The 24274-nt window shown below is 67.8% G+C and carries 17 protein-coding genes; 12 read left to right on the top strand and 5 right to left on the bottom strand.

Annotation, left to right across the window (positions count from 1 at the left end):
* Window positions 1-6: 6 nt before the first annotated feature.
* Window positions 7-1062, bottom strand: a complete 1056-nt coding sequence (locus NKH51_RS11920) for a TAXI family TRAP transporter solute-binding subunit (protein WP_254761900.1) — start codon at window positions 1060-1062, stop codon at window positions 7-9.
* A gap of 192 nt (window positions 1063-1254) precedes the next feature.
* On the opposite strand from NKH51_RS11920, the gene NKH51_RS11925 reads away from it, so the two are divergent.
* Together NKH51_RS11925 and NKH51_RS11930 are read left to right on the top strand one after the other, a co-directional pair.
* Window positions 1255-2433 (top strand): CaiB/BaiF CoA transferase family protein, encoded by a 1179-nt coding sequence (locus tag NKH51_RS11925; RefSeq protein WP_254761901.1) that lies wholly within the window; start codon window positions 1255-1257, stop codon window positions 2431-2433.
* 876 nt (window positions 2434-3309) lie between these two features.
* Entirely contained in the window at window positions 3310-4953 is a 1644-nt protein-coding gene (locus NKH51_RS11930) for a thiamine pyrophosphate-binding protein (protein WP_254761902.1), read from the top strand.
* 27 nt (window positions 4954-4980) lie between these two features.
* Here the strand turns inward: NKH51_RS11930 and NKH51_RS11935 are convergent, their stop codons facing one another.
* Window positions 4981-6153, bottom strand: a complete 1173-nt coding sequence (locus NKH51_RS11935; protein ID WP_254761903.1) for an MFS transporter — start codon at window positions 6151-6153, stop codon at window positions 4981-4983.
* Window positions 6154-6261: 108 nt separating this feature from the next.
* On the opposite strand from NKH51_RS11935, the gene NKH51_RS11940 reads away from it, so the two are divergent.
* The 4 genes from NKH51_RS11940 (at window position 6262) to NKH51_RS11955 (ending at window position 14266) form a co-directional block, all read left to right on the top strand.
* Window positions 6262-6699 (top strand): universal stress protein, encoded by a 438-nt coding sequence (locus NKH51_RS11940; RefSeq protein ID WP_254761904.1) that lies wholly within the window; start codon window positions 6262-6264, stop codon window positions 6697-6699.
* Window positions 6700-7214: 515 nt separating this feature from the next.
* Entirely contained in the window at window positions 7215-9458 is a 2244-nt protein-coding gene (locus tag NKH51_RS11945) for a PD-(D/E)XK nuclease family protein (protein ID WP_254761905.1), read from the top strand.
* Window positions 9451-10533: a PD-(D/E)XK nuclease family protein gene (locus NKH51_RS11950; RefSeq protein ID WP_254761906.1), complete on the top strand. Its 1083-nt coding sequence runs from the start codon at window positions 9451-9453 to the stop codon at window positions 10531-10533. Before NKH51_RS11945 ends, NKH51_RS11950 begins: the two co-directional genes overlap by 8 nt.
* Window positions 10526-14266 carry a UvrD-helicase domain-containing protein gene (locus tag NKH51_RS11955; protein WP_254761907.1) on the top strand — a complete coding sequence of 1247 codons (3741 nt, stop codon included), beginning with the start codon at window positions 10526-10528 and terminating at the stop codon, window positions 14264-14266. The genes NKH51_RS11950 and NKH51_RS11955 overlap by 8 nt, the downstream gene beginning before the upstream one ends.
* Window positions 14267-14327: 61 nt before the next feature.
* Here NKH51_RS11955 and folP read toward each other — a convergent pair whose 3' ends face one another.
* Both folP and NKH51_RS11965 read right to left on the bottom strand, forming a co-directional pair.
* Window positions 14328-16901, bottom strand: a complete 2574-nt coding sequence (gene folP / locus NKH51_RS11960; RefSeq protein WP_254761908.1) for a dihydropteroate synthase — start codon at window positions 16899-16901, stop codon at window positions 14328-14330.
* A gap of 63 nt (window positions 16902-16964) precedes the next feature.
* Window positions 16965-17744: an ABC transporter ATP-binding protein gene (locus NKH51_RS11965; protein WP_254761909.1), complete on the bottom strand. Its 780-nt coding sequence runs from the start codon at window positions 17742-17744 to the stop codon at window positions 16965-16967.
* Window positions 17745-17909: 165 nt separating this feature from the next.
* Between NKH51_RS11965 and NKH51_RS11970 the strand changes: the two genes are divergently transcribed.
* A complete protein-coding gene (locus NKH51_RS11970) occupies window positions 17910-19568 on the top strand; it encodes a hypothetical protein (protein WP_254761910.1) in 1659 nt (552 codons plus the stop codon).
* A gap of 33 nt (window positions 19569-19601) precedes the next feature.
* On the opposite strand, the gene NKH51_RS11975 is transcribed toward NKH51_RS11970, so the two are convergent.
* Complete coding sequence (locus NKH51_RS11975) at window positions 19602-20768, bottom strand: beta propeller repeat protein (RefSeq protein WP_254761911.1); 1167 nt, start codon at window positions 20766-20768, stop codon at window positions 19602-19604.
* Between the two features lie 152 nt (window positions 20769-20920).
* Between NKH51_RS11975 and NKH51_RS11980 the strand changes: the two genes are divergently transcribed.
* The 5 genes from NKH51_RS11980 to NKH51_RS12000 all read left to right on the top strand — a co-directional run bounded on the left by NKH51_RS11980 (window position 20921) and on the right by NKH51_RS12000 (window position 24250).
* A complete protein-coding gene (locus tag NKH51_RS11980) occupies window positions 20921-21487 on the top strand; it encodes a GNAT family N-acetyltransferase (RefSeq protein WP_254761912.1) in 567 nt (188 codons plus the stop codon).
* A 170-nt stretch (window positions 21488-21657) separates the two neighbouring features.
* Window positions 21658-22356: a CDP-alcohol phosphatidyltransferase family protein gene (locus tag NKH51_RS11985; RefSeq protein ID WP_254761913.1), complete on the top strand. Its 699-nt coding sequence runs from the start codon at window positions 21658-21660 to the stop codon at window positions 22354-22356.
* Window positions 22353-23057, top strand: coding sequence for a CehA/McbA family metallohydrolase (locus NKH51_RS11990; RefSeq protein ID WP_254761914.1), 705 nt, complete (start codon window positions 22353-22355; stop codon window positions 23055-23057). Before NKH51_RS11985 ends, NKH51_RS11990 begins: the two co-directional genes overlap by 4 nt.
* A 121-nt stretch (window positions 23058-23178) precedes the next feature.
* Window positions 23179-23853, top strand: coding sequence for a metal-dependent hydrolase (locus NKH51_RS11995; RefSeq protein WP_254761915.1), 675 nt, complete (start codon window positions 23179-23181; stop codon window positions 23851-23853).
* 112 nt (window positions 23854-23965) lie between these two features.
* On the top strand, window positions 23966-24250 hold the full coding sequence (locus tag NKH51_RS12000) for a DUF8011 family protein (protein ID WP_254761916.1): 285 nt from the start codon (window positions 23966-23968) through the stop codon (window positions 24248-24250).
* Window positions 24251-24274 lie beyond the last annotated feature (24 nt).

Here is a 24274-nt window from a genome sequence, read left to right on the forward strand (position 1 = left end):
GGCGTTCTATTCGCCGCCGCGGGTGTACGCGCTCATGTCGACGCCCTGCTCCTCGAGGTAGTCGTACGGCCCCGGATGGACCGGGATGTCCTCGAGGTAGAGGCTGGCCATGTTCTCGGGGTCGCTGTGGTCGAGATACGCCGGCTGGCCTTCCTGAATCGACTCGGTGTTTTCGTTGCTGATCCGCGCGAGTTCGTAGCCGACGTCGCGGGAGACGTCGCTGCCGAGCCAGAACTGGAAGTCCGCGCCGTAGACGTCCATCGTGTCGGCGTCGAAGCTCTGCTGTTCCCAGCCGTAGGTGTCGATCTCACTGTGGCTCGTCCCGCGGGTGTTGTTCGCGGCCTCGACGAAGCCGTCGGAGAACTCGACGAGTTGGAGGTCGGCACGGGCGTCGACTTCGGTCGCCCAGCCGGCGAGATTCTGGAACCCGGCACCGTAGGCGACGAGAGCGTCGACGCTGCCTTCCTCGATGAGACCGGCCACGTCGCCCGTGTCGGCGTTGACGATCGAGTCGGCGTCCTGGAGTTCGCTCCAGAGCCCGGCGTTCGAGAAGACGGTCTCGGCCTGCTGGCGCAGTCCCCACGCGGGCGGTAGCGGCCAGAAGTTGCTGCCGACGAGGTCGTCGGTCGTCTGGATCCCCGATCCCGACACCGAGAGGACGTGCATGTGCAGCGGCGTGATCGAGAACATCTGGTTGGGGAGCGTGTCCAGGGGCCGTTCCGCGAAGGGTGCCATGTCCTCCTGGGCCGACGCGACGATGAAGTTCCCCCCGGTCAGCGCCTGCAAGTTCCCCTGGGCGAACTGACGGAGGCTGGGTGGGTCTCCACCGGTCTCCTGGTTCTGCCAGCGGATCTCACCGGCCGGCTCGGTATCACCGGACTGCTCTTTGACGACTCGCTGGAAGGAGTTACTCGCCGCGCCAGTCGTCGTACTAGCGCTCGGAATGCCGACACTTATCGACGTCGCGCCGCCGCCGCTGTTGCCGCCGAGGCAGCCGGCTAGCGCCGCAGCACCTACACCACTCGCTACTGTCAAGACTTCCCGCCTACTGGTGGGATTCATACACCCTATCCGGTGCATCCTTCCTAATTAAACCTTTGGGAACGGCCCAAGGGAACAATAAGTAATAAAACATATATTATGTGTATACATTCCATCGACATCGGACGAGGACGGCGGTCCGACGGCTGCGGTTGGCGACTCTCGACCGCAGCGAGCGGAACGTATAAACCGAGGTGTATCCATCAGCGAGACATGCGGCCCCTAGAGGACGTAACCGTTATTGACGCGACACAGGCGCTCGTCGGTCCGATGGCAACCCAGACGTTCGGCGACCTCGGAGCGGACGTAATCAAGATCGAACGGCCGGGACACGGCGATCTCACCCGTGCGTACAGCCCCGAATACGAGGGGCTATCGGCGTACTTCGTGAGTCTGAATCGCAACAAGCGAAGTCTCACGCTCGATCTGACGAGCGAGGAGGGCCAGACCGTCCTCCACGATCTGATCGAGGACGCCGACGTCTTCATGCAGAACTTCAGCCCCGGCAACGCCGAGGCGTTCGGCGCGGACTACGAGACCCTCTCGAGTCTGAACGACGACCTGATCTACTGCGACGTCTCCGGCTACGGCTCCAACAGCCCGTACAGCGGGGAGAAGTCGTTCGACATCATCCTGCAGGGCGAAGCCGGAATGATGAGCATCACCGGCGCCGAAGAGCAGCCGGCCCGCGTCGGCATCTCCATCTGTGACGTCTCCGGCGCGATGACGGCGACGTACGCCATCCTGACCTCGCTGTACCACCGCCAGCAGACGGGCGAGGGACAGCACATCGAGCTCTCGCTGTTCGATACGAGCTTCCAGTGGCTGCTCTATCACGTGACCAACTACTTCGCCTCCGGCGAGGTGCCCCGTCGGATGGGGACGAAACACCCCAACCTCGCCCCGTATCAGGCGATCGAGACGGCCGACTCGCACGTCGTCGTCGGCGTGATCAGCGAGGGAATCTGGCCCGATCTCTGTCGCGCCCTCGACCGCGAGGAGTGGATCGACGACGAGCGATTCGCCACGTTCACCGATCGGACCGAGCACCGAGACGAACTCGACAGCCGCCTCGACGCCATCTTCGCCGAGCGGACGACCGAGGAGTGGGTCGAACATCTCGACGAGTACGACGTCCCCTGTACGCCCGTCAACGACGTCGAGGACGTGGTGAACGACCCCCACATCGAAGCCCACGACATGATCGCCGAAATGGACCACCCCGAGCACGGGACGGTGAAAGCGCCCGCGAACCCGGTCAACTTCTCCTCGCTCGAGACGACCCACGAGCGCGCACCGCCGGACCTCGGCGAACACTCGGTCGAGATCCTCGGCGATCTCGGCTACTCACCGGAGGAGATCGCGGCTCTCGAGTCCGAGAACGTGATCTGACCGGCGAAGAGGGGAAGAGGGTACTTGAGCGACGACTTACCTGTTCGACGCGATTGTTCTGGCTGCCGTTTCAGTTCGCGGACGGGACCATCCATCGAGCGCGGCGAGCGAAAGCGCCACTCGCGGGGCCAGCGTCCGTCTCGGACGACCGATCGTGCCCACGAGGAGGATTTCGTCAGGTGACTGAATATGCGATTTTGTTTCACATTCCGAAACGAGATCGAGGACCAGAGCCCGAACGGCGGAAGATAGCCCTAGACAACGGGTACCACGCATTCTTCTCGTTCACCGGGTGTGCATCCAACGTCGATCGCGACTCGATTGATACTGCGGGGCGAGTCGAACGAACAACTGTAATCAACGCCCCACCAGTTGTCGGTTTGAACGGGTGAGAGTTCGTGACACACTCGAGAACCCGGTTCCAGACGGGGACTAGCGGATCTGATGAGGTCAGTAAGGGTTTACAGACATAAGATTGTAATTTTAGTCGGATCGAGCGGATCGCGAGCGAGGAACCGAACCGCAGCAACTATCGAATAACGGCCGAGAGCGGCGCGTTTCGAACAGCGAAAAGATGAGTCTATGTGCGGTCAGACGGTCGATATCGCCCTCGTCAGTGGCGGCTCGATCGGCGAAACCGCGAACGATCGAAAAACGACGGTAGGGGCCGAGTGCGCAAAAATTGCCACTGGTAGAAACGGTCACGATGAGACGGTGTAAACGGATGTCGCCCGGCCGAAGGTCCGACATCGTTTCTCGAGTCGAAACGCCGTGGCGAGGCGACCGAACCGGTGAGACGGTCGCGCCGCCGGGGAAGCCAAAGCGCGGGCCTGAGGGGAAGGGAGATCATAAGTAGCTGCTGTACGAGGGTCGCGTATGGACGTAAGCCGAGCAGTCATCCAGCGACTGACAGCGAACGGGATCGATACGGTGTTCGGAATCCCCGGCAAGCAGACGCTGCCGCTGAACGAGACGATCGGAACGCGAGACGACATCCGGTTCGTCGTGGCCCGCCACGAGACCGCCGTCACACATCAGGCGTGGGGGTACGCCGAAACCAGCGGCCGCATGGCGGCCACAGCCGTCATCCCAGGACCGGGCGACATGAACGCGATGAACGGCCTGAAGAACGCGCTCAACGACTGCACGCCGATGGTCCACATCGCCGTCGAGACCGAGCCCGAGATCCGCGGCGGTGACGGCATCCACGAGACGCCGCCGGACACCTACGACAACGTCGTCAAGGAGAACCTGCTGGTCGACCACCCCGAGAGCACGATCGCCGTCCTCGAGGAGGCGATCGCGGTCGCGGAGACGCCGCCGAAAGGGCCCGTCCGGGTCGGCATCCCGAAGAACTTTCTCGCGATGGACGTCCCGCTCGCGTCGCCGGCCGAGTACAGCCGGGAATCGGTGACCGGCGTCGCCGACCGCGATATCGAGGCGGCGGCCGACTCGCTGGCCGCGGCCGACGAACCGGTGATCGTCGCCGGCGGCGGCGTCCGCTGGGCGGAGGCGAGCGACGACCTCCGACGGGTAGCCGACCGACTCGGCGCGCCCGTCGTCACCACGTACAAGGGGAAAGGCATCCTGCCCGACGGGGACGATGGATACGTCGCCGGAAGCCTGTCGGGAAGCGCGTCGCCCGAGCTGCTCGAGTTGCTCGCGGACGCCGACGCGGCGCTGGCCGTCGGGACGGACTTCGACGCGGTCGCGACCCGCGCGTGGGACGTCGAGGTGCCAGAGACGCTCGTTCACGTGACGCTCGAGCCCGACGACCTCGGGACGGGCTACGAGCCGACCGTCGGGATCGTCGCCGACGCGGGCGCGGCGCTGGCGGCGCTCGAGGACGCGCTCGCGGACCGTGAGGTCGCAGCCGACGACGCCGTCGACCGGGCAGCCGCGGTTCGGGAGGCCACCGGCGACCGACTCGAAGAGCTACGCGGCTCGTCGCCGCCGATCACGTCGGTCAGCGCGCTCGAGACCGCGCGCGACGCGATCCCCGAGGAGGCGACCGTCGCAGTCGACGCCGGCGGCTTCCGCGTCTGGGGACTGAACGTCTTCGAGGCCACAGGGCCGCGGTCGTACGTCAATCCCGGCTCGTGGGCGACGATGGGGACCGGCCTGCCGTCGGGGATCGGCGCGCAACTCGCGAATCCCGACGACGACGTAGTCGTCCTGACCGGCGACGGCGGGCTCATGATGTGCGTCCACGAGCTCCACACCGCCGTCTCCGAGGACCTCCCGCTGACAGTTGTCGTCTTCACGAACGAGGACTACGCGATCATCAGCGACGACGCCGGTCGGAACTACGACCTTTCGGAGGGCGAGTACGAGTGGGCGAACGCGCCGATCGACTTCGAGCGCCTCGCGACGAGTCTCGGCATGCGGGCCGAACACGCTGAGACGCCCGACGAGATCCAGTCGACGCTCGCGTCCGCGATCGACGCGGACGAGCCGGTGTTGCTCGAGGTGCCGACGGATCCGCGCGAACCCCAGGCGAGCGACTGGATGAGCGAGTAGGACGGTGCTCGGGACGAGCGGTTCTCGTCAGTAACCGAGCGAGAGGACGTTGTTCGCGGCGAGTACCGCCAGCGCGGTCGCCATGACGCCGGCGAGCAGGCCAAAGGCGGCCGTCCAGCCGACCAGGTCCGCGGCGGCCCCGACGGCGACGCTGCCCGTCGCGCCGAGGGTCATGTAGACGGTCCGAACGAGTCCGAAGCCGAGGCCGCGTTCGTCCGACGAGAGGACGTCCATGAACCGTGACTGGAGCGGCGCGCCCCAGGTCATCGCGACGCCCACGAAGGCGACCCCGACGACCGCCGTCGCCAGCCCGTCGCCAGTGACGAGCACGGCGAACCCGGTCGCGCCCGACGACATGGTGACGGCGGCGGCGGCGTCGCGCGAGTAGCGATCGGAAAACGCGCCGATCACCGGCTGAACGCCGCCGTTGACGAGGAAGTACAGCGAGAACAGGAGGCCCGCCGTCGTCCCGGAGAGCCCGTAGCCGACCTCGAGAAAGGCGGGGAGAAACGAGGCGGTCGCCTGCCAGGTGAACGCGCCCATCGCACACAGGACGGTCGTGTACGCGACGGTGGGCCGGGTCAACATCTCGGCGAGGAGTTCGCCGTCGACCTGGTCTCGAATCCGTCGGTCGGGATACCGGGGCTCCGTCGGGCGGATTCGAAGCGCGAGGACGACGACGATCGGGATCGCGACGGCCGACCCGACGGCGACGGCCGCCCGCCAGCCGTACCGGTCGGCAGCCAGCGCCGCGAGCACCGGCGCGGTGAGCCCGGCCAGCGGCGCGCCGGAGACGTGGATCCCGATCGCGCGGCCCGTCCGATCGAACAGGCGGGTGAGCAGCGTCGTCGCGACGCTGTAGTGGAGCCCCGCCGCAGCGCCGAGGACGACGGTAAACAGCAGGAAGGTGACGTACGTCGGCGACAGCGCCAGTAACGCGCTCGCGACCGCGGTGCCGCCGATCGCGGTGACGATGATCGCGCGTTCGCCAAAGCGGTCGCCGAGCAGCCCGCTGGGGAACTGCGAGAGCGCGTAGGCGGCCCACATGCCCGACAGCGCCAGCCCGACCGCGCCGGTGGAGACCGAAAAGCCCGCGACGATGTCGGGGACGACCGGGCTGATGACCAGCCGGGCGGTGACCGTGGCGAAGAACGCGAACGTACACAGCACCAGAACCGTATTTCGATACGACCAGTTCACTGAGTGTGCGTTTCCGTACCGCCTGAAAAGGCGTTTCGATCCGAATCACTCGCGTCCGTCTCTCACCGGGCACGTACTACTAAGTAGGCGTCAGGACGTATATCACGTATGTACCGGATAGTCATCCCCATCGACACGGACGAAGAACGGGCGCTGCACGCCGTCGACTACGTGATGGACTTCGTCGCCGCCGACGGACCGGTCGACGACCCCGACGAACTCGCCGTGACGGTAGTCAACGTCTTCGAGAAGTTCACGGCCGTCGACGAGGGCAGCCGCGTCACCTCCGACGAACTGTACGACCCCGACAGCATCCCGGACGCGGTCGCGACCGTCCGCGACGAACTCGAGGCCGCCGGGATCGACGTCGAGGTCGTCCGCCGCCACGGCGATCCAGCCGACGAGATCGTCAACTGCGCCGATTCGGTGGACGCGGACGTGCTCGTCGTCCCCACCCGCAAGCGCTCGCCCGTCGGGAAAGCGGTGTTCGGCAGCGTCACGCAGGAAGTGATCCTCGAGACCGACCGGCCCGTGACGGTGGTGTAACCGCCGTCGACCGACACGGTCGACGACAGACGGTCGGAAGCGGGTGCGCTATCGGACCCAGCCAGCAGAGAAGGGTAGGTGATATTTCAAACATAATTCCGGAACCCTATGTCACCATATACTTCTACGACCACTCGAGTTGAAGACCACAATTACGGCGAATCAAACCACGTTCAACCGGTTTTTGGGGGTTTCTGTTCGATATACGTTCTTTCGACCGGGAACCCGATCTCGAAGAGACAGAACAAGCGATTTTGCGCGGCTTCCGCCTCGAAACCCGGCCTGATGATGAGAGTTCCCTACCTCACCCCGTTCATGTATGTATAATATTCCGAGTAGTGATCTATTTTCGATCATTCCGTCTCTCAGTACGGGCGGTACCGTCCGCCGCGAGCGAGTTACGTCCGGTTCCCGGTGCCGTGCTGACGGTCGTTCGAGCGTCGTTCGGGGACGAAAGGACACGTCGTGCGCACATTTAAATACCAACTCCGCAATACTCGGTGACGTATCAACCGATGTCCGCACGGCCGCCGACTCTCGAGGGAACCTGTAGACTCCTCCCGGGTCCAGTCCCGAGCAGCGACCTGTTCGCGGCGGTGACCGACGCCTACGCCGACCTCGCCAACGAGCACGGACCGCGCAACGTCCTCGTCCTGAAACGCCACCCGACGGGCCTCGAGTCGCTGATGGCGGCGCTTTCCGAGACGGCGCTCGAACGATCCGACGGCGGTCCCCGCTCGCCGCGCGTCGAGTCGCTCCCGGAACACGCCTCCAAGACCGTCGAGGAACACGACCCGACGCTCGACCGCCTCGAGTACGAGGAGCGGATCGAGCTCATCTCGCTGGTGATCGACGGGGCCAGTCGAGCGGTACCGGACTACCTCGAGCGCGCGGCCGCCCACGAGAGCTTCGCCCGCGACGTGGGGCAACTACTGCTCGAGGCGACCCGCCAGCGCCTGCGCCTCGACGACCTCGAGGACCCCCACGACTGTCTGGCGTACCTCTACGCGATGAACGACCGGTTTCATGCGGAACTCGACGAACGGGGCTACGTCGAGCGGGCGGACGTGATCCCGAAGGCCGTCGACCTGCTCGAGACCGACGCGGACGGGCTGCGGACCCGCGTCACCGCCTCCTTCGACGCCGTCCTCGCCGTCGAGTTCGAGGAGTACCGCCGGCTCGACCGACGCTATCTCGCGGCACTTTCCGGCGACGCCGACCTCGTCTGTCTCGGCGAGCGTCACGCCAGCGTCGAGCGAACGCGCGTCGAACCGGGCCGTGTCGCGGACGTAGCGCGCGAGGCGGGCCTCGCGGTCGAGTCGCTCGAGGCCCCGCCCGAATCCGCCGACCGCGAGACGCCGCCACACCGAGCGATCGCGCGCTTTCTCGCGACGGGCGACACGCCGGAGGAGACAGGACGGACCGCGGACGCAGGCGGCGAGGCCCACGGACGCGCGCGCCGCATCCGCACCGGCACCGCCCGCGAACAGGTCCGAGCGGTCGCGACCGAAATTCAGTCGCTTCGCGACCGCCACGGCTGGTCCTCCGACGCGTTCGCCGTCGCCGTCCCGCGGATCGAACGAGTCCCCGAGACCAGACGGCGGCTCCGCGACGCAGGTATCCCGACCGCAACGATCGGCACGCCCTCGCTGGCGGAAGACCCCGCGGTGAACGAGCTCTACGCGGTCGTCGCGTGCCAGTGCGAGCGAGCGCGCGACGGCGACAGCCTCGAGCGAGTCGACCACGGCGATCGCACGCGCGACTCGAGTCAGCCGCTCGACGTATCGCTGAATCGGCTCCGAGCGCGCGTCGCCGACTTCTCGACCGACCTGCTCGCGGAGACCGACGGGGCGAGCGTGCGCCGGTCGCTCGAGCGCTGGATCCGACGGACGAACCTGAAAGGGCGGATCGCGCGCGAGGAGACGTGGGTCGACGCCCGCGAGCAGTACGCGGGGATCCGTCGGGTGCTCGAGATCGCCGCCTTCGTCGAAGAGACGGATCTCGTGGGCCCGGACTGGCAGGGACTGCGCCGGATGCTCCGGCGGACGATCCGGTACGACGCGCCGTACGTCCACGCGGTCGAGACGCAGCCGCCGACCGGCGGCGTCACCGTCTGCGCGGTCGACGACTTGAAGTACGACTCGCGAAGGGCCGTCTTCTTGCTCGACCTGATCGACGAGACCTATCCGGGCGAGCAGTTCCTGACGCAGTTGTTCCCGACGGCGTGGCTCCGGGAGATGTCGGCCTATCCCGCTGTTACCGACCCCTCGCACGAAGCGATCGCCGACACGTTCGCGACGGCCGACGCAGGCGGCGTCGGCGACCCGTTCGAAACCTACCACGCCCAGCGGTCCCGCCGACGGCTCGCACTCGGTGCCCGCACGGCCGAGCGCGTCCTCTACTGTTGCTCGTACGAACGCGGTGCGAGCGGCCTGCGGCGAACCCACGACGAGTCGCGCTACCTGACCCTGATCGACTCGACCCCCGGTCTCGCGCTCGAGTCCGTCGACGCCCACGCCGAGGCGGCGATCCACGGCGAGACCAACGCCGTCGAGGCGCTGCTCGACCAGCCCCGCGGCGAACTCGAGCGCGTGCTCCGCGAGGCCAGCACCGGCGGGGACGCCGATCTGGGCGAGACGGAGGCGCTGTTCGAAGAGATCGCCGTCGTCCTCGAGGACGGGGATATCGACGACGACCTCGTCGAAGCGGTTCGCTCGCAGTTCGAGTTCGCCGCGGGGGAGGTGGTCCGCGATGAGTGACGGATGCGACGCCGACTCGAGCGCCCCGTCACTCTCCGTCGACGGCATCAAGACCGCGCTGCACTGCCCTCGCCGATACGAGTTCGCCCACGTCGACGGCCTCGAGGGAGACGAGGACGACGGCGCGCTCGAGGCCCGCGTCGACCTGCTGCGGACCGCGATCTGCGACGCGCTCCGGAGCGGCGAGACCGACCGCGAGAAACTCGAGGCCGTCGCCGAGGACCGGCTCTCGAGGCTGTGGCGCGACCACGACGAGGGGTTTCACTCCGCCGCCCAGCGCCGCCACGAACGGCGGGTGCTCGAGGCGACGCTGGCCGCCTACGTCGAACGCGTCGGGACCGACCACGCCGCGGGGATCGCACGATTGGACGCCGAGGCGGGCCGTGGCGAACTGATCGGGCCGGCGCTGCCGCTCTCGAGTACGATCGAACTCCCCGAAACGGTACCGGGAGACGGCGAGCGCTCGAGCGCGTCGTCCGCGCTCGAGGCGGACACGGCGACGATCGACGCGACGGTCGACTACGTTTACGGCGACGGCTCGTCGATCGTTGGCGTCCGGTTCGTGCCGACGCTCGCGCCGCTGGGTCGGCTGCGGTATCGCTCCGACTGGGAGGGCGACGTGGCCGATCTCTTCACCGATCACTTCGCCGAGGATGCCGCCGCGTTCGAGCCGGCTCCGATCGGCGCGCTCTTCGAGACCGCGGTCGCCCTCGACGGGCTCCGCGGGCTGCGCGATCGACTCGCGCTCGGCGACCGGACCTGTCGGTACGTCCAAATTCCGCTGGCCGATCGGTCGACGCTGTCGGTCAACTGGGTTCGGGACGCGGTCGAGACGAGCCTCGAGGTCGTCGACCTGACCGACGTCTACGTCGACCACCACACCTTCGGGATGACCCACGATCACCGGAACGAGACCGTCGACGGGCAACTCGAGACGGTCGCCGCCGACCTCGTCGCGGGGTCGTTCGATCCCGCCGCTCGATGGGCGCAGATCGAGGCGAACTCCTGTCCGGACTGTGGCTACACGGTTTGCTGTCAGGAGTACATCGGCCGGGAGGTGCGATTCGATGGCTGAGGAGCCCCAGCGAGGCAACGGGGACGGTCTCGCAGCGGCGGCCGATGTCGACCCCAAAGGAAACCAACACGCCGTCATCGACAGCGCGGCGGCCTGTACCTCGGTCGACGCGGGTGCCGGCACCGGGAAGACGACGACCATGCTCGTCCGCCTCGAGCGTGCCATCGAGCGGGGCGCGGTCGACCCCGACGACGTGCTCGTGTTGACCTTCGCGAACGAGGCCGCCGCGAGCATTCGCACGGCGGTCGCCGAGCGCCTCGAGTCCGACAACGCGGCCGCGATCGATGTCTATACCTACCACTCCTTTTGCTACCGGCTCGTCCGCGAGTACGCCTACTACCTCGGCTACTCCCCGGAGTTCGATGTCGTCACCGAGCGAACCCGGCGGCGGATCGTCGGCCGCTTGCTCGCCGAGCGGGACTACGACTTCGCCGACGCGTCGGCCCGCACCGACGGCTCGTCAACCGATCTGACCGCTTCGGTCGACCGGTTCATCCAGTCGATGAGCCAGGAGAACATCACGCCCGACGAACTCCAGTCGGGGCTGCCGCCGGTCCGCACGCTCGAGCTCTGTAGCGAGTTCGTCCTCTGGCTCGAGCGGACCGCCGGCGACGAGCTCTCGTTCGACAACGAGGCGCTCCGGTTCTTCAACCGGGACGAACACCTCGAGACCGCCCGCGAATCGCTGATCGACTACGGCAAACTCCTCGAGTACTGCCGGGAGAAGATCGCGGAGGCGCCGGCGGCCTTCCGCGAGGACGACGTAGTCCGGGACGTCGACCGTTATCTGCGGGCGCTTCAGGGCTGCGTGACGAACGCGATCGAGACGCTCTCGCTGGACGAGCCGACCACGAAACACCTGCCACGGGCGCTGTTCGGCAACGAGATCTGGGGCCGGGCGACGGACCGTATCGAACAGACCCCGTTCGGCCGGCTGAAGCGTTACATCGAGTTCCTCCGGCTGGCTCGCCACTACGCCGACGTCTACGCGGACTACCACGCACACCTCGAGAGCGAGCGGGCGCTTGACTTCGACGAGCTGGTGCGGACGGCGACCGGCCTGTTGACCGATGAGACGATCGCGGACGAGATCACGGGTCAGTGGACGCAGGTCTACTGTGACGAGTTCCAGGACACCGACGGGACCCAGTTCGAACTCCTGACCGAACTCACGGACGGCCCCGATCGGCCCGACCTGCTCGCGATCGGCGACAAAGACCAGGCGATCTACGGCTGGCGCGGCACCGACCGCGAAGGACTCGATCGGCTGGCCGACGCCTACGACGATCACGAGGCGATCGAACTCGAGTTGAACTTCCGGTCGCGACAGGAGATTCTGGACCTGACCAACGCCTGTGACTACGGCCCCCAGTCCTCGAAGACGCTGCGGGAGGACGGCCGGACGGCCGGGACCTACGACGGAGACGACCCGCCGGACCGCGTGGTCAAGATCGAGAGCGACGCGGTGGCCCGGACGACGCCCGAGCAGGTCGCGACGACGGTCTCGCGGCTGTTGAACGGCGCGGCTGCGAACGTCCCACAGCGGTCGCTCGGCGACATCGCGGTCATCGTCCGGACCAACCGCCACGCGCAGGCGGTCGCGGACGAACTCCGGGAGCGACAGATTCCCCACGAGATTTCGGGCTCGCCGCGCGGCGAGGTCTCGCCCGGAATGGAGACCGTGCTGTCGTATCTGCGCGTCCTCGTCGACCCGGACGCGGACGCCCACCTCCGTCGCGTCCTGCTCTACCGCTACCGGTTCACCGAGGGAGATCTGGCGACGCTCCAGCGACGCGACGGATCGCTGCGCGACGCGGTCGCGACCGTCGATCCGACGACGCTCGAGCGACCCGACCGGCTCGAGCAGGTCCGGGGCCACCTCGAGACGCTCGAGCGCTTTCGCGACATCTACCCGCTCACGGGGTTCGTCCGCCGGTTCCGCGAGCTGACGCGGATCGAGTGGTTCTGTACTGACGAAGAGCGCGCCGCGTTCGACCGACTCGAGCGCTTCGTCGAAACCTACGACACCGACGGCGTCGTGCAGGGGCTCTCGTCCGAGTTCGTCGACGCGCTCGCCCAGACGCTGCAAAGCGGCGGCAGCGGCCGGACCCGCGGCACGCGTTCCGACGACAGCGTCGACGTGATGACGGTCCACCAGGCGAAGGGCCTCGAGTTCGACACCGTCCTCGTCCCGTACCTCTCGGACGAGGAGTGGTGCGTCGACGGCGACTACGCCGAACGGGCGCGCTACCGGCTGCTCGCCGCGGCGCTCGACGGGGACGTGGAGTCGCCGCTGCTGGCCGATCTGGCGACTGAGACGGTCGCCGAGGAGTGGCGGGTGCTCCACGTCGCGCTCACGCGCGCCGAGAACCACCTGTTCCTCTTCGGCTCGGAGTACGCGTACGACGCCGACGACAAACTCGCGGCGTCGACCGCCGACGCCTGCCTGGCAAGCGAGATCGAGTGGTCGGTCGCCGGCCGGCGGATGGACCTCTGGTCGTCGCTGACCGAGAGCTTCCAGCGAGTGCGGGAAACCTACCCCGAGACGGTCGTCGACCGAACCGACGAACTCGCCGCCTCGGCCGGCGAACGCCCGGGGACCATCACCTATTACGCCGGCTACGAAGACCGAACGGTCGAACCGCTCGAGACCCGCGAAGCGATCGAGACCGTGCATCGACTGGGCCGGTTGCTCCGCGACGGGACGCTGCTGCCGGCAGCCGACGCGGCGAGTTACGGCGGCGAACTCGGCGGGGCCGATACCGAGTCGACGCTTCGAATTCCCGGCGGCCGCCACCCGTCCGCGCTGACGACCGACACCGTTCGTTTCCCGGTCGATGCGCTCGCAGACGCGGCCGAGCTTCCGGTCGCGATGCGCCACAGCTACTCCGCGATGGACACTCACGAGACCTGTCCGCGGAAACACTACCTCGATCACGTCGTCCGGGCGCTCGACGATCCGCTCGAGGCGACAGCGACGAACGGGGGCGCGACGCCGCCGACCGAGGCGAACGGCGGGACGGCCGAGAGAGGCAGCAATCCGACGGCGGCCGACGGCGAGCCCGTCGACTCGTCGTCCCGACTCGTCGGCACCGTCTTCCACGACGTCGCTGAGGAGGCCTTCCACCGCGAGTACCGCACTCGAGACGCGTGGCGCGAGGCCGCCGTCCGACAGCTCACCGCGCGCGATCTGCTCGAGCACCGTGATCCCGTCCTCGCCTGCGTCGACCGCTACTTCGAGGCGACCGCAGCCGCCTTCGACCCGCCGGTCGCCGACTGGGAGCCGCTGGCTGCAGAGTTACCGTTCTCGCTCGATGATGTCGCTGGCGTGACGGGTGACGTGGTCGGCTACGTCGATTCGATCCGGCGGCTTCCAGACGGTGGGCTCGCCGTCCTCGACTACAAGGCCACCGCCGAGCGGATCGAGCCCGACGACGCCGTTCAACTGTCGCTGTATCTGCGGGCCTGCGAGGACCGCTTCGACGAGCCGGTCGCGGCCGCCGGCTACGTCTACGTTGGCGCTGTCAATGGGGGCGACGGCCATCGAGTCGACCTGTTCGATCCCGCGGCCCTGCCGTCGTGGGAATCGGTCCTCGAGACGCTCGAGGCGGTCGACGAGCCGTCGTTTTCGGAGACGACGACGGGCGAGCACTGTCGGCACTGTCCCCACCGGTCGCTGGGCTGTGGGCCGGACGCGCACGCGCCCAAGGACGGCTTGTCAACTGACAGCTGAGTAGAAGAGGGCGACCCTCGGTGGGAGTTGCGCGACCGGTGGCGGTCGCCAGGACGGGCGATCACCGGCTCCAGTCGAACCGCTCCGGGTCGCGCGCCGCGAGCGCCGTCCGGACCGCGGCGACGTTCTCGGCCGCATCGTGGACACGAACGATGTCGGCCCCGCGGTCGGCCGCCAGCGCGGTGGCCGCGACGGTCGCCTCGAGTCGGTCGCCGGCCTCGCGACCGATCTTCGCGAACATGGACTTGTGGGAGTGCCCGAAGAGGACGGGACAGCCCAGCGCGTGGAACTCGTCGATCCGATCGAGGATCTCGAAGTTCTCGCTCGCCGATTTGCCGAAGCCGATGCCTGGGTCGACGACGATCTGCTCGCGGTCGAGGCCGGCCTTCTCGGCCAGCAACACTCGTTCGGAGAGTTGATCGATCACGTCCGCGACGACGTCGTCGTACTCGATCTCGCGGTCGGGGACGACCGGCGCGTCGATGCTGTGCATCACGACCAGCCCCGCGTCGTGGTCGGCGGCGACGAAGCGCATTTCGGGGTCCTCGAGCCCCGAGACATCGTTGACGATGTCCGCGCCGGCCGCGAGCGCCGCGTCGGCGACGGCGGCCCGGCGGGTGTCGACCGAGAGCAGCGCGTCCAGGTCGGCGAGCCGTTCGATCACGGGGACGACCCGCTCGAGTTCCTCCTCGACCGAGACGGGGTCCGCACCCGGCCGCGTGGATTCCCCGCCGACGTCGATCACGTCCGCGCCGGCCGCGACCATCTCCTCGGCGCGGGCGACGGCGTCCTCGAGGGCGTCGTACTGACCGCCGTCGTGGAAGCTGTCGGGCGTGACGTTCAGGATACCCATCACGGCCGTCCCGTCGGTCCACGGGTAGCCGTTCGCGGCCGACGGGCTGGACGAGCGAGCCGCGGCACTGCCGCCCGCCGCTGAGGCTCCGCTGTCGGTCGCCGGCTCGTCGCCGATGCCGGCCTCGAGTTCGAGCGTGTCGCGCAACTCGCGAGCCACGTCCGTCAGCCCGTGTGGTCGGGAACGGGTCTCGAGGGCCTCGACGAGGGCCTCGAACTGCGCGAGCGTCCCCATCAGGACGGCGTCGACGGCCTCGTCGTCGCGCTCGAGGCCGGAGAGGGCGCACTCCCCGCCAAGTCGTAGCAGTTCCTCCTTCAGGACGGTCGCCTGTCGATCCCGGAGCGCCGTCCGGACGACGCGGTGGACGGCGTCGCCGTCGAGTCGTTCGACGTCGCCGGGGGTGACGTTCGCCTCCGCGAGCGCGTCGCGGGCGTCGGCCAGATCGCGGACGCGCTTGGGTACGTCGGTGCGGGTCCACCGTGAGCGGGCTTCCGCGACCGCGAACAGCGAGCCGGTGACGAGGACGCAGTCGTCGTCTCCGGCGGCCTCGAGGGCCGTTGCGAGGGCGTCCTGCACTGCGGCCTCGGTTTGGACCGTCCCGGCCCCGGCGTCGGCGAACGCCTCGGCGAGGACGGCTCGGTCCTCGGCGCGGTCGAGCGTCGGTTCGGTGGTCACGACCGTGTCCGCCGTCGGCAGCGCGGCGGCCATCGCGCGGTGAGCCTTGTCGTGCATCGCGCCGAAGACGAGGTGGAGGTCGTCGTACTCGTACGTCTCGAGCGTCTCGGCGAGTCCCTCGCAGGCCCCCGGGTTGTGCGCGCCGTCCAAGACGACCAGCGGCTCGGTGTCCATCACCTCGAACCGGCCCGGCCAGTGGGCGCTTCGCAGCCCGCGCTCGAGGTCGGCATCGGAGACGCCGCCGACCTGCCGGGCGAGCGCTGCGGCGATACCGGCGTTCGTGGCCTGATGCTCGCCGAGCAACGGAATCCGCGTCTCGAGGGACCAGTCGTCGGCCGCGATCTCGACCGCGGCCTCGGTGTGGTTCGTCCGCCCGCGGTAGGCGACGCGGACGTCCGGCCGTGACCGTGTGTCGTCGGTTCCGTCGGCCTCGCTCGCCTCGGCCGTGTCCGTCGCCGTCCCGACCGTTATCGCGTCGCCGGCCACCTCGCGGACCGACGCGAGCGCGTCGCCGGTCGCGCCGGTCACCAGCGGTGCGCCATCGGGAGCGACATGGGCCTTATCGCGGGCGATCTCTTCGACGGTGTCGCCGAGGATGCCCGTGTGCTCCAGGGTGACGCTCGTCACCGCGCTCGCTACGGGGTCGACGACGCTCGTGGCGTCGTACTTCCCGCCGATACCGACCTCGAGAACGGCGATATCGACATCCTCGCGGCCGAACTGCCACAGCGCCATCGCGGTCATCGTCTCGAAGAAGGTCGGGGATTCGCCGTCGGCTGCCCGTTCCGTGATATACTCGCGAACGGCATCGACGTACTCGCGGACGGCCCCGCGGGGGATCTTCCGCCCGTCGACCCGAACCCGCTCGCGGAGATCTTCGAGGTGGGGCGAGGTGTAGAGGCCGACGGAGTAGCCGGCTTCCCGCAGGGTCCGCTCGAGCATGCGCGCCGTGCTCCCCTTCCCGTTGGAGCCGGCGATCTGAACGAAATCGACGCCGGCGTGTGGGTTCTCGAGGTGGGCCAGCAGCCGGGCCGTCGACTCGGTGCCCGGCTTCGGGCGGAACCGCCGGAGATCGAATAAAAAGTCCGCCGCCTCGTGATACTCCATACGAACCCAACCGTGCTCGATCGTTTTAGAGTATTCCGTTCGCAGTCGTCGCCAAAACGACGCTCACTCCGCGGGCCGTTCTCGGAGCCCTTCCTCGTCGGGGTCGCGGGTGATGTCGAGGAAGGCTTCCTCTAGGCTGCGGGCTTCGCCGGTCTCGGCGCGAGACTTGAGGCGTGCGGGATCGTCCTCGGCGACGAGTTTCCCGTCGTGGAGAACGCCGATTTCGTCGGCCAGTTCGTCCACCACCGGGAGGATGTGCGTCGAGAGGAAGATCGTCATCTCCCGGTCGGCCAACTCGGCGATGGTGTTCCGCATCGTCCGGGCGGCGCGGGGATCGAGCCCGCTCGTGGGTTCGTCGAGGAAGGCCACGTCAGGTTCGTGCAGGACCGCCTGAATGACGCCGATCTTCTGGCGCATCCCCTTCGAGTAGTCCTCGATGCGCTTGTTGGCGTCGGAGCGCAGGTCGAATCGCTCGAGCAGCGACTCGATGCGTTCGGTCGCCTCGTCCTCGGGGATGTTTCGGAGGCCGGCGGCGTACTCGAGTTGTTCCCGGCCGGTGAGTTCGTCGTAGACCGGCGGATCCTCGGGGAGGTAACCGATGTGGGGCGTTACCGACTCGCGGTCGGTGATCGAGTGCCCCGCGACGCGGGCCCTTCCCGAAGTCGGCCGCGTCAGCGTGGTCAGCATCTGCATCGTGGTCGTCTTTCCCGCGCCGTTGGGGCCGAGGAAGCCGTAGACCGTCCCGCGTTCGACGTCCATCGTCAGGTCCGACACGGCGGTCGTCTCGCCGTAGCGTTTCGTCAGCCCGTCGGTCTCGATAGCGGGGCCGTCGGCAGGGCTCATAGGAGTCCCTTCGACCCGGTGAAGTTAAAGGTATGTCATGTCTGGTACGAGTCCGCGCTCGGAAGTGGTGACAGAAAACCAAACAGTTTACTGGCCACACGACGCGAGTCCGATTATGGACCCCGCACAGCGAGGAAGCCGACGATCTGCTCGAGGAGATCGTTGATGAGATACGCGTTCGCCTCGGTCGCCAGGACGGAGCTCCGCCGAACGGTCCGGTCGGTCGCCGGCGACCCGAAGAAACTGCTCACGATGGTCGCGGTCGGCCTGCTCGTGTTCGGGCCGATCACGGGCATCTCGTTTCTCATCCTCCCGGAGCTAGGGGCAGAGGCCGCCGGGGGACTCCTCGCGGCCAACGCCGAGCTGGTGACCGACTACGTGACCGGTGGCGTTGCCGTCGTCTGGCTCTTTCTGCTCCTCATGGTAGTGATGCGGACGGTCACGTCGGCCGCCAACATCGACGAACCCGCGTTCCTCCTGCTATCGACGACGGTCCGGAACACTGTCGTCGGTGTTATCACGATGGAGATCGCACTCTTCGTGATCTGGCTGCTCCCGGTGTCGATCATCATCGCGTCCGGGTTCGCGTACGGTGCGGGAACGGTCCTCCCGGCGATCGCCGCGCCGGCGTTGATCGCGGTCATGCTCGTGTCGGCCGTTCCCGTCGGCTTCGTCCTCGGCGTCTGGATCCGCCATCTGCTCACCGTCTACGAGCCGATCGCCCAGTACCGAACGCTGGTGTTCGTTCTGTTCTGGATCGCCTACATCGGCGTGTTCGCGACCGGCGGGTTCGAGACGATCGTGGGGCCGTTGTTCTCCGCGTTGCAGTCGAGCCCGCTGGGCTGGCCCGGCCACGTGCTGCTCTTCGGACTCCCCGGCCTCGAGCCGTCGGTGACCGGCCTCGTCGGCGCGGTCCTCGGCTCGGCGCTCGTGGCGAGTCTCGCCGTCGCGGCCGCGGTCCCCTCCGCGCGCCGCCACTGGTTTTCGGACCCGGCACGCACCGACGACGAGGTCATCGAAGCGGAAACATCGTCGGATCGGCTCGCCGGACTGCTTTCCGGGAGGGTCTCGCTGCCCGTTCGAACGGTGACGATGACCGCGATCCGCCGAACGAAGCGCGCGCCGATCCGGCTCGCCTACGCCGCCTATCCGCTGTTCGGCGTGATCGGGTTCGTCCAGCAGATCATCGAGAGCTGGACGGTGCCGACGTTCATGGCCGTGCTGTTCTCCCTGTACATCGTCTGGGCGGCCGGCGTGTTGTTCACGCTCAACCCGCTGGGCGATCTCGGGCCGGCCCTCCCGGCCGTGCTGACCTCGACGCTCACCGGCCGGCAGGCGATCCGCGGTCGCATCCTCGCCGGCGCGCTGGTCGGCGTCCCGCTCGCGCTCGTCGTCTCGCTGGCGTTCGGTCTCGTGAGCCCGCTCTCGCTCGAGCGAACCGCTGCGCTGGTCGCGGCTACCACCGTCGGCGCCGTTATCACGCCAGCGCTGGCGACCGGCATCGGCACGGCGTTTCCCCGCTTTGGCAGCGTCAACGTCACGAACAACCGCGAGGCGGTGATGCCGAGCAAGACGTCGTTCGCCGTCTACACGCTCGCGATCGTGCTCCCCGCCGTCGCCGCGGTCGTCCTCTACCTCGAGGCCCCCGAACTGATCGCGAGTGTCATCTCGTCGCTCTCGAGTTGGACGCCGCTGCCCGCGGTGACGGTCTCCGCTCGCGCGATCACGATCGGTTCCTGGGTCGTCCTGATCGGCGGATTGCTCGCGCCGGCGGTTTCCTACCGCTACGCGGTCGAGCGGTTCGACTGGTACGCCCTCGAGTGAGGGCGGGCCGGTCGCCCCTCGAGGACTGAGACGTTAGCGCTCTCGGCCGTCGATCCACGTCCCCTGAACGTAGTTGTCGACCGAGAGCGGGTCGGCGGTGGGCGCATCCATCGAAAGGGACGCAGTCGTGTTGGTCGTGTTCGCCGTCGAATTCGTACTAGTTCCGTCGACGGTCTCGGTCGTGTTCCTGTCGCCGGTCCCGGTGTCGGCCCCGTCGGCCGGCCGTTCGACGATCGTCCCGCCGTCGCCGACCGCGACATCGTACGCCGTGCCCGTCGACACGCCGCGAAGCTTCGATTTGACGACGGGCTGGTACTGTCGCCACTGGCCCGCGGACTGGCGTTCGAACAGCGTGCCGCCGTCGCCGGCCGCGAGTCCGTCGGCTCCGTCGCGGTCGACGGCGCGGACGGCCCGTCGCCTATCGTCGACGACGTGGGGCGTCCACCGGAAGCCGTCGTACCGGTAGATGACCCCGGAGCCGGCGGCGACGTTGACGTCCTTCGGTCCGCGGCTGGCGATGTCGAAGAAGGCACCGCCCGCGAAGTCGATACCGATCTGCTCCCACGTGCTCCCGCTGTCGATCGTCTCAGCGACGAACTGGCTCGTCGAACAGGCGTGGCCGGCTTTGCGGGAGTGAAAGTCGATGCCGGGAATCGTCGAGCCGCCGCCCGGCTTGATCACTTCCTTGTACTTCATCGCGCCGCTGTCCTGTCGAACGCCGACGAGCAACTCGCCGGAACCGTTGACGAAGTAGAGGCGCTCGTTCTCACCAGCGGTTCCCCTGACGGCGCAGTCCTCCCAGGTGCTCGTTTTCCCGCGCGGCGCGGAGTAGTTCGTCAGCGTCTGCGTCTCGACGTTGTACTCGCCGATGACACCGCTGCCGCCGACGAACCAGACCGCCCTCCCGTCGTCGGTGGCGTCGATTCCGGTCAACCGGCGGCTCCGCGCCTGCGGACCGTAGGAGACGACTTTCTGCCAGCCGTCGTCTCGCCGCGCGACGACGTTCCCGTCCGCACCGGCCGCGAACGGCCCCGCGGCGGTGTCGACGGCGTCGTTGAGCGCCTTCCCGGTCGGGGATTCGGCCTGTTTCCATCCCCCATCGTTCGTCTGTGCGGAGACCGCCGAGCCGATCGCGAGCACGCCGGCAGCGGTCGATGCGGTCGCGAGCCGAAGGACGTCGCGTCTGGTCTGTTCGGACATGGGTCGCAGTCCGGGGTAGCGCTCGAGCCCCTATAAGATGCCGCAGTATTCTATATAGCTATAACGAGAAGCGCGCAGATCGAGTACCAAACTCGGCCGTAGGCTCGGATTCTACACCAACTATTTATTCCAGGGGCGGTGAAAGACGATCGATGCCACAGCTCTGGCGGCTGACCCGAAACCGGTACGGTCGCACCGCCTACGACGCGCTCGCGCGAGTGGGACTCACCGCGACGGTGATGATCGAGTACGTCGCGACGCTCGAGGGTGCCGCCTTCGACACCGACGACGGGTCGTACTCGGTCGAGGTCTGCGAGCCGGCACGAGTCGCGCCGCTCGACGCACCCGTCGACGAACTCCGCCCCGACGAGCGAGTGATCGCCGCGCTCGAGGACGGCCAGCCTCGGGGCTACTGCTTCTGTTCGGTCGATACGGCCCACGAGATCCATCCGCTGGAGCGGACGATTTCGTTCGACGGGGCCTACATCAGGCGCGTCTTCGTCGATCCCGACCACCGGAACCAGGGGCTCGCGACGGCAGTCGTCGCCGAGGCCTGTCGACGGGCCCGTGAGCAGGGAGCGCGGCGGGCCACAGCGCTTGTCGCACTCGACAACAGTCCCTCTCGACGTCTGTTCGAGCGCCACGGCTTCGACCCCTGGCGGCGGCGGCGCTACGTCAGAGCCGGCCCGTTCTCACATCGATCGACGCGAGCGGTGTGACGGACCGATCGAACGGCACCCGGCACTCGAGCGCCGGTCGTCGTGAGTCACGACGACCGGTTATCGCTATCGAGGAGATCGGAGTCGTCAATAGATATATAGAATGCTACTAAGTAAATAGTTCTCGGAGCAGACTTATGACGACCCCTGTCGATGCTCCACTCGAGTGAATGACGGGAGAACTGCGAGAGGCGATCCGAGGGGCCAGGAACCGGTTCGATACTATCGATCGGCGGGTCGCGAAGACGGCCGATCGGACGAACGTGTTCGAACAACTCACCGGCGCGGACTACATTAGCCTCGGCGCGCTGTTCGTCGGTTGGGCCAGCGCGCTCCTGTTCGTCGGTGGAGAGCCGAACTGGGCGCTGTTGGCGATGTTCGGCGCGTTCGGTCTCGACAAGGCCGACGGCTGGTACGCCCGCCGGACGGGCACCTCCTCGCCGTTCGGACGGCAGATCGACTCGTTCATCGACATCTTCGCATATCTGGTGCCGGCGGTGCTCCTGTATCACTTCGTCCTCGCGCCGGGCGTGTTCGCCAGCCTCGTCGTCGGGTTCCTCGTCCTCGCGTTCGGCGGGCTCCGACTGGTCCGGCACAACAGCGAGGGCTTTGGCTCCGACGACGGGGCCAGCTTCTACCACGGTACGACCGTCGTCCACACGAACCTCGTCGTCGTCACGAACTACTTCCTCGCCGCCTTCGTCGGGCTCTGGAACGGCTGGCTGGCCGGACTCGCCATCTGTATCGCCTGCCCGCTGATGGTCTCGGACTACAAAGCCTACAAGACCGACACCAGCCACGTGCTGGCCGGCCTCGCCGCGGTGGCCGCCGTCGGACTCGCACTCGCCCTCGAGTTCGGCTACCTATGACCGGCCGCGCCGGGAGCGGCGGCCGGCCGCGGACGCTCCGTATCGACCCCCACGTCCACACCAGCGCGTCCTACGACGGCGTGACGCCTCCCGCGAAGCTGGTTGGACGGGCGCGAAACGTCGGCCTCGACGGGATCGTCGTCACCGACCACGACACCGTCGACGGCGCGCTGCAGGCCGCAAAGCGCGCGACCGACGGCGACCTCGTCGTGATCGTCGGCTGTGAAGTCTCGACCGCCGACGGCCACCTTCTCGCGATGGGCGTCGAGTCCGCCCCCGAGCCCGGTCGGCCGCTGGCTGACACCGCGCGAGACGTGCGAGCTGCCGGCGGCGTCGCGGTCGTTCCCCACCCCTTCCAGCGATCCCGACACGGCGCTCGAGCCGACGCGATCGAGGCGGTCGACGGGATCGAAGTCTACAACGCGCATACGATCACGAACGTCCGCAACCGACAGGCCGAGCGGTTCGCGACGCGCGGCGACTATCCGAAACTCGGCGGTAGCGACGCCCACCGGCCCGGCAACGTCGGCCGCGCCGCCACCGAGGTTCGGCTCCCTGCGGACGCGGCCCCGACGGCCGACGCCGTCCTCGAGTCGATGCGGACGGGCCGGACCGCCGCCGTCGGCCGGCGGACGACGACCTGGCAGTATCTGACGAAACTGGCGGGCAACGCGAGACTGAAGACGCCCTCGCTGCTCTGAGCGTCGCCGCGGACGCGGTCGGCGGCGCGCGCTGTTATTCGACGCGGCGTTCGTCCGTCGCTACGAAGACGGGAGACCTGTCGTCGAAGCCTCACTCTTTATCGGGATCGAGGACTACGTAGTGAACAATACCGCTATGATGGCGCTTACCCACGGATTCGCAGCGCTCGCCCTCGCCGTCGTAGCGCTGCCGGTCCTCGGCGACCACGTCGGCGGCCCGCTTCTGCTGGCGGCCGCCTTCGTCGGTGGCCTCGCGCCGGACGCGGATCTGCTGGCGAGCCATCGGAAGACGCTGCACTACCCGGTCGGCTTCTCGGTCGCCGCGCTCGGTCTGCTCGGTGCGTTCGCGCTGACGGAGTGGACGGCGCTCGTGCTCCCGATCGTCGTCGCGGGAGCCGCGGCCTTGCACGCCGTCTCCGACGTGCTCGGCGGGAGCGCCGAACGCGAGCCCTGGAACCCCGTGACCGACAACGGCGTCTACAACCACGTTCTCGGACGTTGGCACCGACCGCGACGGTACGTCCGCTACTCGGGCGCGCCGGAAGACTTCCTCGTCTGTCTGACGCTGGGAGTCGTCACGATTTCGTCGGCGCTAACGTCGCCGGCCGCCGACCGCGTGCTAGTCGGCTTGCTCGCGTTCGCCGGCAGCTACGCACTGTGTCGAAAGCGCCTCGCCGCGATCGGGGCGGGGATCGGTGGCCTCGTCCCGACGAGACTCCGCGCGCTCCTGCCGACGGTGCAGGTCGTCGAAACGGAGACCGACGGCACGACCGTCGACATTCGGCTCGGCCGCTGAGCACCGGGATGGCAGGGGCGGGTGGGGTACCGCGTCGTAGTCTGACTGAAGCGCGCAGAACACCTGTCTCAAAGCCAACGTCTTTTGTACGAGCCTATCGTTGGCGATACCGATGGAAATTCGTCCGATGGAACTCTTTTCGGAGCCAAGCGGGTGGGAGACAGCCCGAGTCTCCCTCCTCTCCGCGGTCGCGTTCTTCGGAATCTACGCGTACTTCGAGGTCCTGTACAACAGCGGTCTCGCCAGCACGCTCGTTATCGGAGCCGCAGCCGCGCTTTCCGGAATCGCGGAGTTCGTACCAAAGGACAGACGACGCGTTGCGGGCGCGTTGCGAGTGACGGCGATCGGAATACTCGTGGCCCTCATGCTTCGATCGATGTGGCGTATCGCCGCATAGAGCCATATCCGAGAGCTGCGCCCG

Origin of the sequence: Natrinema marinum (assembly GCF_024296685.1) — an archaeon.
GTDB lineage: Archaea > Halobacteriota > Halobacteria > Halobacteriales > Natrialbaceae > Natrinema > Natrinema marinum.

Excerpts from the sequence above, each read along its gene's own strand:
- NKH51_RS11955 (WP_254761907.1), top strand. The coding sequence starts at position 10,526 with ATGGCTGAGGAGCCCCAGCGAGGCAACGGGGACGGTCTCGCAGCGGCG.
- NKH51_RS11970 (WP_254761910.1), top strand. The coding sequence starts at position 17,910 with ATGAGATACGCGTTCGCCTCGGTCGCCAGGACGGAGCTCCGCCGAACG.
- NKH51_RS11975 (WP_254761911.1), bottom strand. The coding sequence starts at position 20,768 with ATGTCCGAACAGACCAGACGCGACGTCCTTCGGCTCGCGACCGCATCG.
- NKH51_RS11950 (WP_254761906.1), top strand. The coding sequence starts at position 9,451 with ATGAGTGACGGATGCGACGCCGACTCGAGCGCCCCGTCACTCTCCGTC.
- NKH51_RS11985 (WP_254761913.1), top strand. The coding sequence starts at position 21,658 with ATGACGGGAGAACTGCGAGAGGCGATCCGAGGGGCCAGGAACCGGTTC.
- NKH51_RS11945 (WP_254761905.1), top strand. The coding sequence starts at position 7,215 with ATGTCCGCACGGCCGCCGACTCTCGAGGGAACCTGTAGACTCCTCCCG.
- folP (WP_254761908.1), bottom strand. The coding sequence starts at position 16,901 with ATGGAGTATCACGAGGCGGCGGACTTTTTATTCGATCTCCGGCGGTTC.
- NKH51_RS11980 (WP_254761912.1), top strand. The coding sequence starts at position 20,921 with ATGCCACAGCTCTGGCGGCTGACCCGAAACCGGTACGGTCGCACCGCC.
- NKH51_RS11925 (WP_254761901.1), top strand. The coding sequence starts at position 1,255 with ATGCGGCCCCTAGAGGACGTAACCGTTATTGACGCGACACAGGCGCTC.
- NKH51_RS11965 (WP_254761909.1), bottom strand. The coding sequence starts at position 17,744 with ATGAGCCCTGCCGACGGCCCCGCTATCGAGACCGACGGGCTGACGAAA.
- NKH51_RS11940 (WP_254761904.1), top strand. The coding sequence starts at position 6,262 with ATGTACCGGATAGTCATCCCCATCGACACGGACGAAGAACGGGCGCTG.
- NKH51_RS12000 (WP_254761916.1), top strand. The coding sequence starts at position 23,966 with ATGGAAATTCGTCCGATGGAACTCTTTTCGGAGCCAAGCGGGTGGGAG.
- NKH51_RS11920 (WP_254761900.1), bottom strand. The coding sequence starts at position 1,062 with ATGAATCCCACCAGTAGGCGGGAAGTCTTGACAGTAGCGAGTGGTGTA.
- NKH51_RS11930 (WP_254761902.1), top strand. The coding sequence starts at position 3,310 with ATGGACGTAAGCCGAGCAGTCATCCAGCGACTGACAGCGAACGGGATC.
- NKH51_RS11990 (WP_254761914.1), top strand. The coding sequence starts at position 22,353 with ATGACCGGCCGCGCCGGGAGCGGCGGCCGGCCGCGGACGCTCCGTATC.